This is a genomic window from Streptomyces sp. NTD107 (assembly GCF_059510435.1).
Genome location: NZ_JCAJZV010000010.1, coordinates 130,189 through 145,071 on the forward strand (window position 1 = coordinate 130,189; position 14,883 = coordinate 145,071).

At 73.5% G+C, this 14,883-nt stretch carries 13 protein-coding genes; 9 read left to right on the top strand and 4 right to left on the bottom strand.

Going from position 1 to position 14,883, the window contains the following annotated elements:
• Nucleotides 1-114 precede the first annotated feature (114 nt).
• Entirely contained in the window at nucleotides 115-531 is a 417-nt protein-coding gene (locus tag AC5WRL_RS20515; RefSeq protein ID WP_496090079.1) for a hypothetical protein, read from the bottom strand.
• Nucleotides 532-623: 92 nt separating this feature from the next.
• Between AC5WRL_RS20515 and AC5WRL_RS20520 the strand changes: the two genes are divergently transcribed.
• Nucleotides 624-1,499: a MurR/RpiR family transcriptional regulator gene (locus tag AC5WRL_RS20520; RefSeq protein WP_496090080.1), complete on the top strand. Its 876-nt coding sequence runs from the start codon at nucleotides 624-626 to the stop codon at nucleotides 1,497-1,499.
• A 10-nt stretch (nucleotides 1,500-1,509) separates the two neighbouring features.
• Here the strand turns inward: AC5WRL_RS20520 and AC5WRL_RS20525 are convergent, their stop codons facing one another.
• Entirely contained in the window at nucleotides 1,510-2,901 is a 1,392-nt protein-coding gene (locus AC5WRL_RS20525; protein WP_496090081.1) for a type III PLP-dependent enzyme domain-containing protein, read from the bottom strand.
• Nucleotides 2,902-3,010: 109 nt separating this feature from the next.
• On the opposite strand from AC5WRL_RS20525, the gene hutU reads away from it, so the two are divergent.
• The 5 genes from hutU (at nucleotide 3,011) to AC5WRL_RS20550 (ending at nucleotide 10,729) form a co-directional block, all read left to right on the top strand.
• The gene (gene hutU, locus AC5WRL_RS20530; protein ID WP_496090082.1) at nucleotides 3,011-4,669 is read left to right on the top strand and encodes a urocanate hydratase; all 1,659 of its coding nucleotides are present in this window, start codon (nucleotides 3,011-3,013) and stop codon (nucleotides 4,667-4,669) included.
• Nucleotides 4,670-5,630: 961 nt separating this feature from the next.
• Nucleotides 5,631-6,818, top strand: coding sequence for an allantoate amidohydrolase (locus AC5WRL_RS20535; RefSeq protein WP_496090139.1), 1,188 nt, complete (start codon nucleotides 5,631-5,633; stop codon nucleotides 6,816-6,818).
• Complete coding sequence (locus tag AC5WRL_RS20540) at nucleotides 6,809-8,161, top strand: formimidoylglutamate deiminase (protein ID WP_496090083.1); 1,353 nt, start codon at nucleotides 6,809-6,811, stop codon at nucleotides 8,159-8,161. Before AC5WRL_RS20535 ends, AC5WRL_RS20540 begins: the two co-directional genes overlap by 10 nt.
• Before the next feature lie 14 nt (nucleotides 8,162-8,175).
• A complete protein-coding gene (gene hutI / locus AC5WRL_RS20545; RefSeq protein ID WP_496090084.1) occupies nucleotides 8,176-9,348 on the top strand; it encodes an imidazolonepropionase in 1,173 nt (390 codons plus the stop codon).
• A gap of 49 nt (nucleotides 9,349-9,397) precedes the next feature.
• The gene (locus AC5WRL_RS20550) at nucleotides 9,398-10,729 is read left to right on the top strand and encodes an MFS transporter (protein ID WP_496090085.1); all 1,332 of its coding nucleotides are present in this window, start codon (nucleotides 9,398-9,400) and stop codon (nucleotides 10,727-10,729) included.
• A gap of 4 nt (nucleotides 10,730-10,733) precedes the next feature.
• Here the strand turns inward: AC5WRL_RS20550 and AC5WRL_RS20555 are convergent, their stop codons facing one another.
• The gene (locus AC5WRL_RS20555) at nucleotides 10,734-11,426 is read right to left on the bottom strand and encodes an MOSC domain-containing protein (protein ID WP_496090086.1); all 693 of its coding nucleotides are present in this window, start codon (nucleotides 11,424-11,426) and stop codon (nucleotides 10,734-10,736) included.
• A 256-nt stretch (nucleotides 11,427-11,682) separates the two neighbouring features.
• Nucleotides 11,683-12,519 (bottom strand): RNA polymerase sigma factor SigF, encoded by an 837-nt coding sequence (locus AC5WRL_RS20560; protein WP_496090140.1) that lies wholly within the window; start codon nucleotides 12,517-12,519, stop codon nucleotides 11,683-11,685.
• A 341-nt stretch (nucleotides 12,520-12,860) separates the two neighbouring features.
• Here AC5WRL_RS20560 and AC5WRL_RS20565 point away from each other — a divergent pair, with 341 nt between their 5' ends.
• The 3 genes from AC5WRL_RS20565 to AC5WRL_RS20575 all read left to right on the top strand — a co-directional run bounded on the left by AC5WRL_RS20565 (nucleotide 12,861) and on the right by AC5WRL_RS20575 (nucleotide 14,875).
• On the top strand, nucleotides 12,861-13,241 hold the full coding sequence (locus tag AC5WRL_RS20565; RefSeq protein WP_496090087.1) for an STAS domain-containing protein: 381 nt from the start codon (nucleotides 12,861-12,863) through the stop codon (nucleotides 13,239-13,241).
• 259 nt (nucleotides 13,242-13,500) lie between these two features.
• Nucleotides 13,501-14,055, top strand: coding sequence for an ATP-binding protein (locus tag AC5WRL_RS20570; RefSeq protein WP_496090088.1), 555 nt, complete (start codon nucleotides 13,501-13,503; stop codon nucleotides 14,053-14,055).
• Nucleotides 14,056-14,197: 142 nt separating this feature from the next.
• Nucleotides 14,198-14,875: a response regulator transcription factor gene (locus AC5WRL_RS20575; protein WP_496090089.1), complete on the top strand. Its 678-nt coding sequence runs from the start codon at nucleotides 14,198-14,200 to the stop codon at nucleotides 14,873-14,875.
• Nucleotides 14,876-14,883 lie beyond the last annotated feature (8 nt).

Genomic DNA, 14,883 nt, shown 5'->3' on the forward strand with positions numbered 1-14,883 from the left:
CTCCCTGGTCGCCCGGACGCGCGGCCCCGACCCGGCCCGTGTCCCCGCGGGGACCGCCGTCGTCCCGCCCCTGGTGATCTCACCGGGGTGCGGCGGTCCCCGCCAACCTCTTCTCTACTCCTTGGCGTGCTCCGCCCGGCGCATGGAGACGCCGAAGGTGTAACAGGCATTGATCCCCACGATGCCGCCCCAGCAGGCCACCAGGCCGGACAGGCCCAGGTTGGCGGAGGCGATCGCCGACAGCGGGATGGCCAGCACCAGCGAGACCACGGCGAGCCCGAGCGCCGCACCGGGTCCCTCGAAGCCGCCGCCCGGGCGCCGTATCGCCTCGCCCTCGGGCCGTCCGCCGCGGGCCACCACCATCTGCTGCTCGGCGACCTGGCGGCGTACCCGCTTGTCCACCGCGGTGTCGATGCGCTGTTCGACCTTCTCCAGGAAGGACTCGATCAGCTCCGCTTCGTAGGCGTCGCCCAGTTCCTTGCGCGTTTGCACGGCCGCGTCGAGGTCGGTCGCCAGCTCCGGGTCGCTCATGGGCGTTACCGTACGCGGCCGGGGTGCGCCCGGCACTGGGGCTAACCCCACTTCCCGGTGCGCCGGACGGACCGCTGCATAGACTTATGCAGATGAGTGAGACGGCGAGCGCACGGCTGCGGATGCTGTTCGAGGGGCACCGGCTGACGCCGACCCAGCGGCGGATCGCGCACTGCATGGTGGGGCGGGCCGAGGAAGCGCCGTACTTGTCCAGTGTGGAGCTGGCCCGGCTGGCGGGGGTGAGCCAGCCGTCGGTGACGCGGTTCGCGGTGGCGCTGGGCTTCGAGGGGTATCCGGCGCTGCGGCGGGCGCTGCGCGCGCCGGTGGCGGCGGCGGGGAGCGGGCGGGAGAGCGGACCGGAGAGCGGACCGGAGAGCGGACCGGAGAGCGGCGGGGGGAATCTCTACCAGCGGGCGGTGGCGTCCGAGATCGAGAATCTGCGGCAGCTGGCGGCCTCGCTGGCCGATCCGGGGCCGGTGGCGGAGGCGGGCAGGCTGCTGGCCGGCTCCCGGCCGCTGCCGGTGCTGGGGTTGCGGGCGGCAGCCGCCCAGGCGCGCGGCTTCGCCTACTTCGCCGCCAAGGTGCATCCCGAGGTGCGGCTGCTGGACGAGGGCGGTTCGATGCTGGCGGATCGCCTCGACGCGGCGGTGTCGGCCGGGGCGAGCGCGCTGCTGTGTTTCGCGCTGCCCCGCCATCCGCGCGAGACGGGGCGGGCGCTGGAGCTGGCGCGGGCGGCCGGGCTGCGGGTGGTGACGGTGGCGGACAGCGCGTTCGCCCCGGTGGCGCACCCGGACGATCTGCTGTTGCCGGCTCCGGTGAGCACGATGCTGGCCTTTGACACGGTGTGCGCGCCGATGCTGCTGGGCCGGGTGCTGCTGGAGGCGATGTGTGACGCGCTGCCGGACGCGCTCGCCCGGCTGGAGTCCTTCGACGCCCGGGCGGCGGAGCGTTCGCTGTTCCTGGAATGACGTGTCTGTTTCAGAGGTCGCCGCCGGATTCGGCGACCAGCGCCGTCAGGGGCTGGGCGCGGCGCAGCATGGTGAAGGCGATCGAGCCGTCCGGCTCCCGCTCGTAGCCGTAGATGCCGGGGCGGGGGAGCGAGTTGTAGCCGAACGGGGTGGAGAAGTAGTACGCGCCGGTGTCCAGCAGGGCGGTCAGATCGCCGGGGGCGAGTGGCGGCAGGGCGCGGTCGCGGGCCACCAGATCGCCGGCGAAGCAGCAGGGACCGGCCACGTCCTGGCGTACCGGGGTGCCGGTCTTCGGGCGGCCCTTGGCGTCGTACGCGGCCACCCGGATCGGCCAGGCGTCGGGCGCGAAGACGGTGCGGGTGGCGACCTGGGCGCCGGCGTGGGTGATGGCGATGGGGCGGCCACCGGCCGTCTTGGTGTACTCCACCCGGGTGAGGATCAGCCCGGACTTGGCGAGCAGCGCGCGGCCGAACTCGGTGATCAGGCCGTACCGTCCGTCGAACAGCCCGGGCACCTCGCGGCGCAGCAGCTGGGCGTACGCGTGGAAGGTGGGGGTGGTCTCCTCGCCGGCGAAGTTGACGGGGAGGCCGCCGCCGATGTCGATGGCGTCGACCTGGGGCCGGCCGAGGGAGGCGTTGATCTCCTCGGCCAGTTGGTAGGTGGCGCGTACGCCGGCGGCCATCCGGTCCAGGGCGATGCCCTGGGAGCCGACGTGGCAGTGCAGCCGGGTGAGCCAGGGGTGCGCGGCGAAGGCGCCGAGCACCCAGGCGCGGGCCCCTTCGTCCTGGAGCGCGACGCCGAACTTGGAGGTGGCGGTGGCGGTGCTCATGGCGTCGATGCTGCCGCCGCCGAGCTGGGGGTTGACGCGCAGTCCGATGGGGCCGTGGGAGTAGTTGCCGGTGGTGATCAGTTCGGCGATGCGGTCGAGCTCCTGCGGGTTGTCGGCGTTGACGGCGATGCCCTGGACGAGGGCTTCGCGCAGTTCGGTACGGGTCTTGGCGGGGGAGTCGAGCACGATGCGGCCCGGGGGGATGTCCACGGCGGTGGCCAGGGCCAGCTCGCCGAGGCTGGCGACCTCGGCGCCGACGCCCAGGACGTTGAGCCGGCGCAGCACGGTGGGGATGGAGCCGGCCTTGACGGCGAAGGTGTGCAGGACGTGTTGGCTGGGCGCCGTGACCTCATCGAAGGCAGCATGGAGGGCGGAGACCCGCTCGCGCAGGTCCTGGAGGTCGAGGAGGCCGATGAGCGGGCGTTCGTCGTCGAGGAGGTCGTGGGCCACGGCGGCGGCGACGGCCAGATCGCGGCGCTCGGATCGGCCGGCGGGCGGGACGGACGGGACGGACGGCTGAGACGGCTGGGACGGCTGGGACGCGTCGGACGGGTCGGACGGCACGGCAGGCATACGGCCACATAAGCATGATCGGGGCCGTGATGGGCAGAAGGGTTGTTGACTGAAATTATTCAGTGTTGATGATGGCTGAATACGAATCCTCAGCAGGGAGGCAGGGGCGATGTCAGGACCGCGACCCGTGCGCGCGCCGCGCGGCAGCGAGCTGAGTGCCCGGGGGTGGCCGCAGGAAGCCGCCCTGCGCATGCTGCACAACAACCTCGACCCCGAGGTCGCCGAACACCCCGACGAACTCGTCGTCTACGGCGGCACCGGCAAGGCCGCCCGCGACTGGGCCTCCTTCGACGCCATCACCCGCACCCTGCGCACCCTGCGCGGCGACGAGACGCTGCTGGTGCAGTCCGGGCGGCCGGTCGGCGTCCTGACCACCCACGAGTGGGCGCCCCGGGTGCTGCTGGCCAACTCCAACCTGGTCGGCGACTGGGCCAACTGGGAGGAGTTCCGCCGCCTGGAGCAGCTGGGCCTGACCATGTACGGGCAGATGACCGCCGGATCGTGGATCTACATCGGCACCCAGGGCATCCTCCAGGGCACCTACGAGACGTTCGCCGCCGTCGCCGCCAAGCGGTTCGGCGGGACGCTGGCCGGCACGATCACCCTGACGGCGGGTCTGGGCGGCATGGGCGGCGCCCAGCCGCTGGCCGTCACCATGAACGACGGCGTCGCCATCTGCGTGGACTGCGACCCGCGCGCCATCACCCGGCGCATCGAACACGGCTTCCTCGACGTCCGCGCCGACTCACTGGAGGACGCGCTGCGGCAGGCGGAGGCCGCCCGCGACGCGCGGCGCCCGCTGTCCATCGGCGTGCTGGGCAACGCCGCCGAAGCCGTACCGAGGCTGCTGGCGCTCGGCGCGCCCATCGACATCGTCACCGACCAGACCAGCGCGCACGACCCGCTGGCCTATCTGCCGCTGGACACCGCGTTCGAGGACATGGCGGAGGAGGCGCGGCGCGACCCGGCCGGCTTCACGGCGCGGGCCCGGGAGTCGATGGCGCGGCACGTGGCCGCGATGGTCGGCTTCCAGGACGCGGGCGCCGAGGTCTTCGACTACGGGAACTCCATCAGGGGCGAGGCCAGGCTCGCCGGGTACGAGCGGGCGTTCGACTTCCCGGGGTTCGTGCCCGCGTACATCCGGCCGCTGTTCTGCGAGGGCAAGGGCCCCTTCCGGTGGGCCGCGCTCAGCGGGGACCCGCGCGACATCGCCGCCACCGACCGGGCCGTCCTCGAACTCTTCCCCGAGAACGAGTCGCTGGCCCGCTGGATCAAGCTGGCCGGTGAACGCGTCCGCTTCCAGGGGCTGCCGGCCCGGATCTGCTGGCTCGGCCACGGCGAACGCGACCGGGCCGGCGAACGCTTCAACGACATGGTCGCCGCCGGGGAACTGGCCGCCCCGGTGGTCATCGGCCGCGACCACCTGGACTGCGGCTCGGTCGCCTCCCCGTACCGGGAGACGGAGGCCATGCGGGACGGCTCCGACGCGATCGCCGACTGGCCGCTGCTGAACGCCATGGTCAACGTCGCCTCCGGAGCCACCTGGGTCTCCCTGCACCACGGCGGCGGCGTCGGCATGGGCCGCTCCCTGCACGCCGGCCAGGTCACCGTCGCCGACGGCACCCGGCTGGCGGGCGAGAAGATCCAGCGGGTCCTGACGAACGACCCCGGCATGGGCGTCATCCGCCATGTGGACGCCGGCTACGAAACCGCCGAGACCACCGCCGCCGACCACGGCGTCCGCATCCCGATGCGGGAGGCACCATGACCGGCGCCACGCGCCGTCCGGCGCCGACCGCCCGGGCCGATGGCCGGGCGGACGGCCCGGCCCGGGTGACGCGGACCCGGCCGGGCGGCCACGCCGCGGCACGGGTCACCACCACGGCGGCCGGCCGGGCCGGTGCTGTCCGCCGGGGCACGGCGCCGGTGCGTCCCCGCGGGAGAGCCGCGGCGAATGGCGCGGTGCCCGGACGGACGTCCGCCGCCGGCCCGGGCCGGCCGGCCCGGGGCCGGCCGGATGAGCGCTCCGTGCCGTCCGGGGCCACCATGGTGGCCGCCCGGGCCGGGGGCTCGCCCCCGGCGGCGGTGGTGGTGGCCGGGGCTCGTGTCCGGTGTCGGCGGGGTGGGCGCTTCGTGCCGTGCGGCCGGGTCGGTGGCTCGCCCCTGGCGGCCGTTACGCGGGCTCGTGTCGGGTGTTGCGCGTACGGCGGCTTTGCGTGGTTTGGCCGGGTCGGGGGTGGGTTCTCGGCGGGTGTTGCCGGGGCTCGTGTCTGGTGTCGGCGGGGTGGGCGCTTCGTGCCGTGGGGCCGGGTCGGTGGCTCGCCCCTGGCGGCCGTTACGCGGGCTCGTGTCGGGTGTTGCGCGTACGGCGGCTTTGCGTGGTTCGGGCGGGTCGGGGGTGGGTTCTCGGCGGGTGTTGCCGGGGCTCGTGTCTGGTGTCGGCGGGGTGGGCGCTTCGTGCCGTGCGGCCGGGTCGGTGGCTCGCCCCTGGCGGTGGTGGTGGCCGGGGCCCGTGTCCGGTGTTGGCGGGGTGGGCGCTTGGCGCCGGTCGGGCGGGCGGGTCGGGCGGGGCTTGACCGGATGCGGGGGGCGGCCGTGCCGAGCGCGGAGGCCGGGCCCTCCGTACGGCCGGGCCCCTTCCGCAGAACCGGTGGCGTGCCGGAACGGCGAGCCGGGGCAGGCGTTCTCGTGGCGGGTGGGGAGGCATGATGGCGGACGGTTTCGGCGGAATGTGGCGGGAGCTCGCGCCGATCGGGCGGAACTCCCGCTCCGGCGGTTACCGGCGGTACGCGTGGGGCGGGGCCGATGGGGACTGCCGGGACTGGTTCCGGGACCAGGCCCAGCTGCGCGGGCTGCGGTACGAGGTGGACCGTAACGGCAATCAGTGGGCCTGGCGCGGCGATCCCGCGCTCGGGGACGCCGTGGTCACCGGCTCGCATCTCGACTCGGTGCCCGACGGCGGGGCCTTCGACGGACCGCTCGGGGTGGTGTCCGCGTTCGCCGCGCTCGACCGGCTGCCGGCCGGCGGGCGCCCGCTGGGGATCGTCAACTTCACCGACGAGGAGGGCGCCCGGTTCGGCGTCGCCTGCGTCGGCTCCCGACTGGCCACCGGCACCCTCACCCCCGAACACGCCCGCACCCTGCGCGACGCGAACGGCATCACCCTGCCGCAGGCCATGGAACGGGCCGGCCACGACCCGGACGGCATCGGGCCCGACCCGGAACGCCTCGCCCGGATCGGCGCGTTCGTCGAACTCCACATCGAACAGGGCCGGGCCCTGGACCACACCCCGCACCCCGTCGGGGTCGCCTCCGCGATCTGGCCGCACGGCCGCTGGCGGTTCGACTTCCACGGCGCCGCCAACCACGCCGGCACCACCCGCCTCGAAGACCGCCGCGACCCGATGCTGACCTACGCCACCACCGTGCTCGGCGCCCGCAAGAAGGCGCGGCTGGCCGGCGCGCTGGCCACCTTCGGCAAGGTCGCCGTCGAACCCAACGGCGTCAACGCCATCCCCTCCCTGGTCCGCGGCTGGCTGGACGCCCGGGCCGCCGACCGGCCCACCCTCGACGCCATGGTCGCCGAGATCGAGCGGGCCGCAGCCGAACGGGGCGGCCGGGACGGCGTGACCGTCACCGTCACCGAGGAATCCCGCACCGGGCTCGTCGAGTTCGACACCGGGCTGCGCGACCGGCTGGCCGCCCTGCTCACCCGGCGGCTCGGCGGCGCGCCCCTGCTGCCCACCGGCGCCGGACACGATGCCGGCATCCTGTCCGCCACCGTGCCCACCGCCATGCTCTACGTGCGCAACCCCACCGGGATCTCCCACGCGCCCGCCGAGCACGCCACCGAGGACGACTGCGAGGCCGGCGTCACCGCCCTCGCCGAGGTACTGGAGGAACTGGTGTGTCGCTGAGCGCGCAGACCTACTGGGCCGCCCACGCCTGGCTCAACGGCACGGCCGAACCCGGCGTGGTGATCTCCACCGGACCGGACGGCCGGGTCACCGACGTGCGGACCGGAGTCCCCGAGCCGCCCGTCGCCGCGGTCGCCCTCGGCGGCCTCACCATCCCCGGACTCGCCAACGCCCACAGCCACTTCTTCCACCGCGCGCTGCGCGGCACCGCCCAGCTCGGCGGCGGCACCTTCTGGACCTGGCGCGAAGCCATGTACCTGGCCGCCTCCCACCTCACCCCCGAATCCGCCTACGAACTCGCCCGCGCCGTCTACGCCGAGATGGCGCTGGCCGGCATCACCTGCGTCGGCGAGTTCCACTACGTGCACCACAACCCCGACGGCACCCCGTACCAGAACCCCAACGCCATGGGCGAGGCCCTGATCGCCGCCGCCGGCGCCGCCGGCATCCGCATCACCCTCCTCGACACCTGCTATCTCGCCGCCGGCTTCAACACCCCGCCGACCCCGCGGCAGCGCCGCTTCAGCGACGGCACCGCCGACGCCTGGGCGGCCCGCGCCACCGCCCTCACCGACAGCGGCCACGCCCGGATCGGCGCCGCCATCCACTCGGTGCGGGCCGTACCCGCCGCCGCGCTGGCCACGGTCGCCGACTGGGCGCGCGACCGCCGCGCCCCGCTCCACCTCCATCTGTCCGAACAGCCCGCCGAGAACGACGCCTGCCACCGCGCCCACGGCACCACCCCGACCCGGCTGCTCGCCGACCACGGCGTCCTGGGCCCCGGCACCACCGCCGTGCACGCCACCCATCTCACCGACGACGACATCACCCTCCTCGGCGCCACCGGCACCGGCGTCTGCGTGTGCCCCACCACCGAACGCGACCTCGCCGACGGCATCGGCCCGGCCGCCGCCCTGGAACGCGCCGGCAGCCCGCTCAGCCTGGGCAGCGACAGCCACGCCGTCATCGACCTCCTCGAAGAGGCCCGCGCCCTGGAACTCCACGAACGGCTGCGCACCCGCGCCCGGGGCCACTGGACCGCCGCCCAACTGCTGCGCACCGCCTCCGAGGAGGGCCACGCCGCCCTCGGCTGGCCCGACGCCGGCCGCCTGGAGCCGGGCTCGCTCGCCGACTTCACCACCGTGGCGCTGGACACCGTACGGACGGCGGGCCCCGCCCCCGCGCTCGCCACCGAAGCGGTGATCTACGCCGCCACCGCCGCCGATGTCCGGCACACCGTCGTCGGCGGCCGGCACATCGTGCGCGACGGAAGGCACCAGACGGTGCACGACGCGGCCGGCGCCCTGGCCCGTACCATCCACGCCCTGAACCACCCCCGTTGAGGACCACGACAACGATGGCCAGCACGGCAATCACCCACATCGGCACGCTCATCACCAACAACCCCTCCCTGGGCCACGGCCCGCTCGGACAGCTCCACGACGCGGCCCTCGTCATCGACGGGGACCGCATCGCCTGGATCGGCACATCCAGTAGAGCACCCGCCACTGACAGTCACCACGACGCGGCGGGCCGGACCGTCATCCCCGGCTTCGTGGACGCCCACTCCCACCTGCTGTTCGCCGGCGACCGCACCGAGGAATTCACCGCCCGCATGTCCGGCCGCCCCTACACCGCCGGCGGCATCCGCTCCACCGTCACCGCCACCCGCCGCGCCACCGACCACCAGCTCACCGCCAACCTCACCGCCCACCTCACCGAAATGCTGCGGCAGGGCACCACCACCGTCGAGACCAAGTCCGGCTACGGGCTCACCACCGCCGACGAGGCCCGCGCCCTGCGCATCGCCCGCGACCACACCCCCGAGACCACCTACCTCGGCGCCCACATCACGGCCCCCGAGTACGCCGACGACCCGGCCGGTTACGTCGATCTCGTCACCGGCCCGATGCTCGACGCCTGCGCCCCCCACGCCCGCTGGATCGACGTGTTCTGCGAACGCGGCGCCTTCGACGCCGACGCCGCCCGTACGATCCTGGCCGCCGGCCGCGCCAAGGGGCTGCTGCCCCGGGTGCACGCCAACCAGCTCGGCCCCGGCCCCGGCGTCCAGCTCGCCGTCGAGGCGGGCGCCGTCTCCGCCGACCACTGCACCCACCTCACCGACGCCGACGTCACCGCCCTCGCGGACGGCGACACCGTCGCCACCCTGCTCCCCGGCTGCGAGTTCTCCACCCGCGCCCCCTACCCCGACGCCCGCCGGCTGCTCACCGCCGGCGCCACCGTCGCCCTGGCCACCGACTGCAACCCCGGCTCCTCGTACACCTCCTCCATGCCGTTCTGCATCGCCATCGCCGTCCGGGAGATGGGCATGACGCCCGACGAGGCCCTGTGGTCCGCCACCGCCGGCGGCGCGGCGGCGCTGGCCCGTACCGACATCGGCCACCTCGCCCCCGGCGCCCGCGCCGACCTGGTCCTGCTGGCCGCGCCCTCTCCGGTGCACCTCGCCTACCGCCCCGGTGTCCCCCTGGTCGACACGGTCTGGCAACACGGCCGCCAGGTCCCCGGGTAGGACATATTCCCCATGGTCAGGCCGGTGCCCGCCGTGGCAGGGTGGGGCGGTGAGCAAGAGCGTCAGTGCGCCCGTCGAGGCGAGTGAGCCGAGCCGGGAAGCGCAACCGGCCGGCGGCCGGGGCGGGTTCGGCCGGTTGTGGGCGGCCTCCACCGTGTCCAACCTCGGGGACGGCATCAGCATGATCGCCTTCCCCTGGCTCGCCACCACCCTGACCGGCGACGCCTTCCTCATCGCCGCCATGGGCATCGCCCTGCGACTGCCGTGGCTGCTGTTCTCCCTGCCCGCCGGGGTGCTCGCCGACCGGCTCGACCGGCGGCGGGTCATGGTCGCCATGAACGCCGCCCGCGCGCTCGTCATCAGCGTCCTGGGGCTGCTCGTGGCCCTCGACGCCCACTCGCTTCCCGTGCTCTATCTGTGCGCCCTCGCCCTGGGCTTCGCCGAGGTGATGGTCGACAACACCGCGCAGGTCATCCTGCCCTCCCTGGTCGGCAAGGAGCGGCTGGAATCCGCCAACGGCCGGCTGATGAGCACCCAGATCATCACCGACGACTTCATCGGGCGCCCGATCGGCGGCGTGCTCCTGGGGGTGTCCCTCGCCCTGCCGTTCGCGTTCGGCGCGGGAGCCGCCGCGCTCGCCGCCGTCATTCTGCTCACCCTGCGCGGTACGTACCGGGCCGCCGTGTCCGTCCCCGTCCCCGGTGCCGAGGCCGGTCCGGCCGCCGATCCCGCGCCCGGGCCCGCCGAACGCCGGTCGGTGCGTGCCGACATCGCCGAGGGCGTGCGCTGGCTGTGGGCGCACCCCCTGCTGCGCCCGCTCGCCATCTCCCTCGCCGTCATGAACGCGCTCAGCGCCGGGGTGATGGCGATCTATGTGCTGTACGCCCGCGAGGTGCTGGGCCTGGGGGCGTTCGGTTTCGCCCTGCTGACCTCGGTGTTCGGCATCGGCGGGCTGCTGGGCGGGCTGTTCGCCTCCCGGCTGAGCCGGTGGATGGGGCGGGCCCGCTCCCTGATGCTGCTGCTGGTCCTGACGGTGGTCTCGTACACCGTCTGCGTGTTCTCCTCCAACGCCTACCTGGTCGGCGCGGCCATGGCCGCCACCGGTTTCGGCGGGCTGCTGTGGAACGTGGTCACCGTCTCGCTGCGCCAGAGCCTGATCCCCGACCGGCTGCTGGGCCGGGTGAACAGCGTGTACCGGTTGCTCGGCTGGGGCTCCATGCCGCTGGGGATGGCGCTCAGCGGTGGCCTCGTCCAACTGGTGGAGCAGCAGTTGGGCCGGGAGGCCGGGCTGCGGGCGCCGTTCGTCGTGGTCGTGGTGGTCACCTGCGGGCTGATGCTGTACGTGCGGCGGCATCTCAACCGGCGCACCCTGCCCGGCTGACGGGTCAGCCGGTTCCGGTTCCGGTTCCGGTTCCGGTCCCGGTCTCGGCCGCCGCCCAGGTGACCGCGCGGGCGTGTTCCGCCGCCGACAGGGCCTGGCCGGCCGCGAGCACCCGGGGGCGCAGTTCCGGGGCGGTGGTCCTGGCCCGGAAGAGGAAGGCCACCGTCACCTCGTGGGCGGGGCGGTGCAGGATCCGTACCGGGTCGCCTGCCCGGACGGTGCCGGGGCGCAGCACCCGGAAGTACGCGCCGGGCGCGGCGTCCTGGGTGAAGCGTTTGACCCAGCCGCGTTCGCCGAGCCAGTCGGCGAAAGTGCGGCACGGGATGCGGGGGGCGGTGGCTTCCAGGACGACGTCGTCGCCGATCTGCCAGCGCTCGCCGATGAGGGTGCCACTTACGTCGATGCCGAGCGTCGTCAGGTTCTCGCCGAAGACGCCGGGGGCCAGCTCCCGGTCCAGCGCGGTCTCCCAGCGGTCCAGGTCCTCGCGGGCGAACGCGTACACCGCCTGGTCGTCGCCGCCGTGGTTGCGCGGGTCGCACACCGCGTCGCCGGCCAGTCCGCTGCCGGTGGCGCCGTCGGGCGGGGCCACCGCGACCGGCCCGGCGGCCGGCCGTTTGTCGATGCCGGTGAGGCCGCCGGGGGTGTCGGTGTAGCAAACGGCTCGGGCCCGGCCGATGTTGACTGACAGCAGCTGCATGGCTGCCACCTTAGGGCCTGCCGTCAATGGGGGCGTCCGACAGCCCGCGGCGTCTGGTGCGTGCGATCGCAAGGCGCCGGATCGCCCTCGTACTGGGCGTACTCGGGTGATTCGGCAGCTCTGCTTCCAAGGTCTCAGCAAGAGAGCAGAGACGGAGCGAAGCGGAGTATCGCGAGCGTGCGTGCCAGGCGCCGCGGGCAGGGCGGCCCCATTGACGGCAGGCCCGAGGCCCGGCCGGGCCCGTGACCACGAGTGATCAGTCTTCTGCCAGCAGTCCGTGCCGCAGTGTGCGCAGGGTTCTCGCCAGCAGCCGGGAGACGTGCATCTGGGAGATGCCCAGCTCCTCACCGATCTCCGACTGGGTCATGTTGGCCACGAACCGCAGCGAGAGGATCGTGCGGTCGCGCGGGGACAGGCCGGCGATCAGCGGCTTGAGGGATTCGACGTACTCGATGCCCTCCAGGCCGTGGTCCTCGTAGCCGATCCGGTCGGCCAGCGCGCCCTCGGCGTCGTCCTCCTCGGGCTGGGCGTCCAGCGAGCTGGCGGTGTACGCGTTGGAGGCCGCCATGCCCTCGACGATCTCCTCGTGGCTGAGGTTCAGCCGCTCGGCGAGCTCGGCCACGGTCGGGGCCCGGTCCAGCTGCTGGGCGAGTTCGTCGCCCGCCTTGGCCAGGTCGAGCCGCAGTTCCTGGAGCCGGCGCGGCACCCGTACCGACCAGGAGGTGTCGCGGAAGAAACGCTTGATCTCCCCGATGATCGTGGGCATCGCGAAGGTGGGGAATTCCACTCCGCGGTCGGCCTCGAATCGGTCGATCGCCTTGATAAGTCCAATGGTGCCGACCTGGACGATGTCCTCCATCGGCTCACTGCGGGAACGGAATCGCGAGGCCGCGAACTTCACCAGCGCGAGATTCAGCTCGACCAGCGTGTTGCGGACATAGGCGTACTCGTGGGTGCCTTCTTCGAGAATCCGCAGTCTGACGAACAGGCTCTTGGACAGCGCACGCGCGTCCATCGGGGCGATCTCGTCGAATCGCGCGTTGTCCGGGATCCCGGGGATCTCCGGAAGCGGCTGGTGAATGCTCTCCGGCATCGGTGGGGGGACCTCGGAGAGGGGGAGCACGGCGCTCTGCTCGGGTGCGGCGGGTGCGGTGTCCGGTCCTTCTGTGCGGGGGGCGGGTGACATGTGGTGTCCTCCGTAGGTTCTCGGCATATGGCTGCCGAAGCCATGACGTGCACTGCGGGGTGCGGCGCCTCCAAAGCCGGCGTGGATAACTGATGTCTCTTCTACGCCTACCGGTCGGGAGGCGGACATGGCAAGTCTGCAATGTCTGAATTGATTGCTATGTCGGTCCTGTTCGGGTGTTGAGTGGCGTCACAACGGGCTAAGGTTCGAAGCTAGCCAGGAAGCCCGTTCCAATTGAAGGGGGCTGCATGGACCGCGCGATGCCGGGCAGCGGAAACCGGCGCCAGTTGACGGTCGATGTGCGGCGTATCGATGCCGGAGCGGTGGTCTCGCCCGCCGGTGAACTCGACCATCATTCAGCCGGAATGTTGCGTGAGTCACTTGATGGCTGTGTGGCGGACGGATGTTCCCGGATCGTTATCGACTGCTCCGCCTTGGAGTTCTGCGACTCCACCGGACTCAATGTCCTCCTCGCCACCCGGATCGACGCCGAGGCCGCGGGCGGCGGGGTCCATCTCGCCGCAATGCGGCCCGTGGTCGCCCGGGTCTTCGAGATCACCGGCGCCGGCGCCGTTTTCACCGTGCACCCCAGCCTCGACGACGCCCTCGCGGCGCTCCCCGGCGGCTGATCCCCGCCCCTGATCCTTCCCCCGTTTGCGCAGGTCGGCCCCGCTGTACGGGAGGGGGTCGGCCGGGTCACACTATTCCCCGGATCGGGCGGGTGTTCTCCCCGCCCTTCCGGGCAGGAGTCCAGGCACGCCGGACGACCGGGACGGGCCGGCGACCGGACCGGGAACCGGCCGGCAGGTTCAGAGCGACATGTCAGGGCGATATGTCGGTGCGGCTCAGGTGCGGCGGCACCCGGTGATACGGCGAGGAGGCGTGCACGTGAGTACGACCCATCCGTATCCGGCGGGTGAGCACGGCGGGGACGATTCGGCCGCCGAGGCCGATCCGCCCGACCGGGCCGACCGGGCCGGCCGGCCCGGCGAGCCCGCAGCGCCCGACGCGGTACGCCAGATCCGCCGGCTCCGGCTGATCGGCACCGCCGGTGTCGTCTCCCGCTCCCGCGAGTTCGCCCGGACCGCCCTCCACGACTGGGGCTGGCTGCCCGCCACCACCGCCGAGGCCCGGGCCGCCGCCGAGGACGCCCTGCTGGTCGTCTCCGAGCTGGTCACCAACGCCTGCCTGCACGCCGGCGGCCCCGAGGAGCTGCGGCTCGGCTGCGGCCCCAAGGTGCTGCGCGTCGAGGTCAGCGACGGCAGCGGCGCACTGCCCGCCCCCGACCTCGCCCGCCGCGCCGGGCGCCCCGGCGGCCACGGCATGTTCATCGTGCAGCGGCTGTGCCTGGACTGGGGCGTGGTCCGCGACCCGGCCCGGGAGGACGGCACCACCTCCGGCAAGACGGTCTGGGCCGAGCTGGCGGCACCCACCACACCATGAGCCCCGGCGGGCCGCCCTGCCGCCGGGCCGCCGGCCACGCCCGCGGCGACGCGGCGACGCGGCCCGGGCCACGAAGATCCGAACGGGACGACCTGGCCCATCCCACGGGGACGAGCAGCCCCGGCCGTCTACCATCGGCGACATGACCCGAGTTTTGCTCGCCGAGGACGACGCATCCATTTCCGAGCCGCTGGCCCGCGCCCTGCGCCGCGAGGGGTACGAGGTGGAAGTGCGCGAGGACGGCCCCGGAGCGCTGCGCGCCGGGCTGCGCGGCGACGTCGATCTGGTCGTACTCGACCTCGGCCTGCCCGGCATGGACGGCCTGGAGGTGTGCCGCCGGCTGCGTACCGAGGGCCTTGGCCTGCCGGTGCTGGTGCTGACCGCCCGGGCCGACGAGGTGGACACCGTGGTCGGCCTGGACGCCGGCGCCGACGACTACGTCACCAAGCCGTTCCGGCTCGCCGAGCTGCTGGCCCGGGTCCGCGCGCTGCTGCGGCGCGGCACCACCGAGGCGGCCCCGGCCCCGGCGGTGCACGGCATCCGGATCGACGTGGAGTCGCACCGCGCCTGGATGGGTGAGGACGAGCTGCATCTGACCGCCAAGGAATTCGATCTGCTGCGGGTCCTGGTACGGGACGCCGGCCGGGTGGTCACCCGCGAGCAGCTCATGCGCGAGGTGTGGGACACCACCTGGTGGTCCTCCACCAAGACGCTCGACATGCACATCTCCTGGCTGCGCAAGAAGCTCGGCGACGACGCCGCGAACCCGCGCTACATCGCCACCGTGCGGGGCGTCGGCTTCCGTTTCGAGAAGAGCTGATCCCCGCC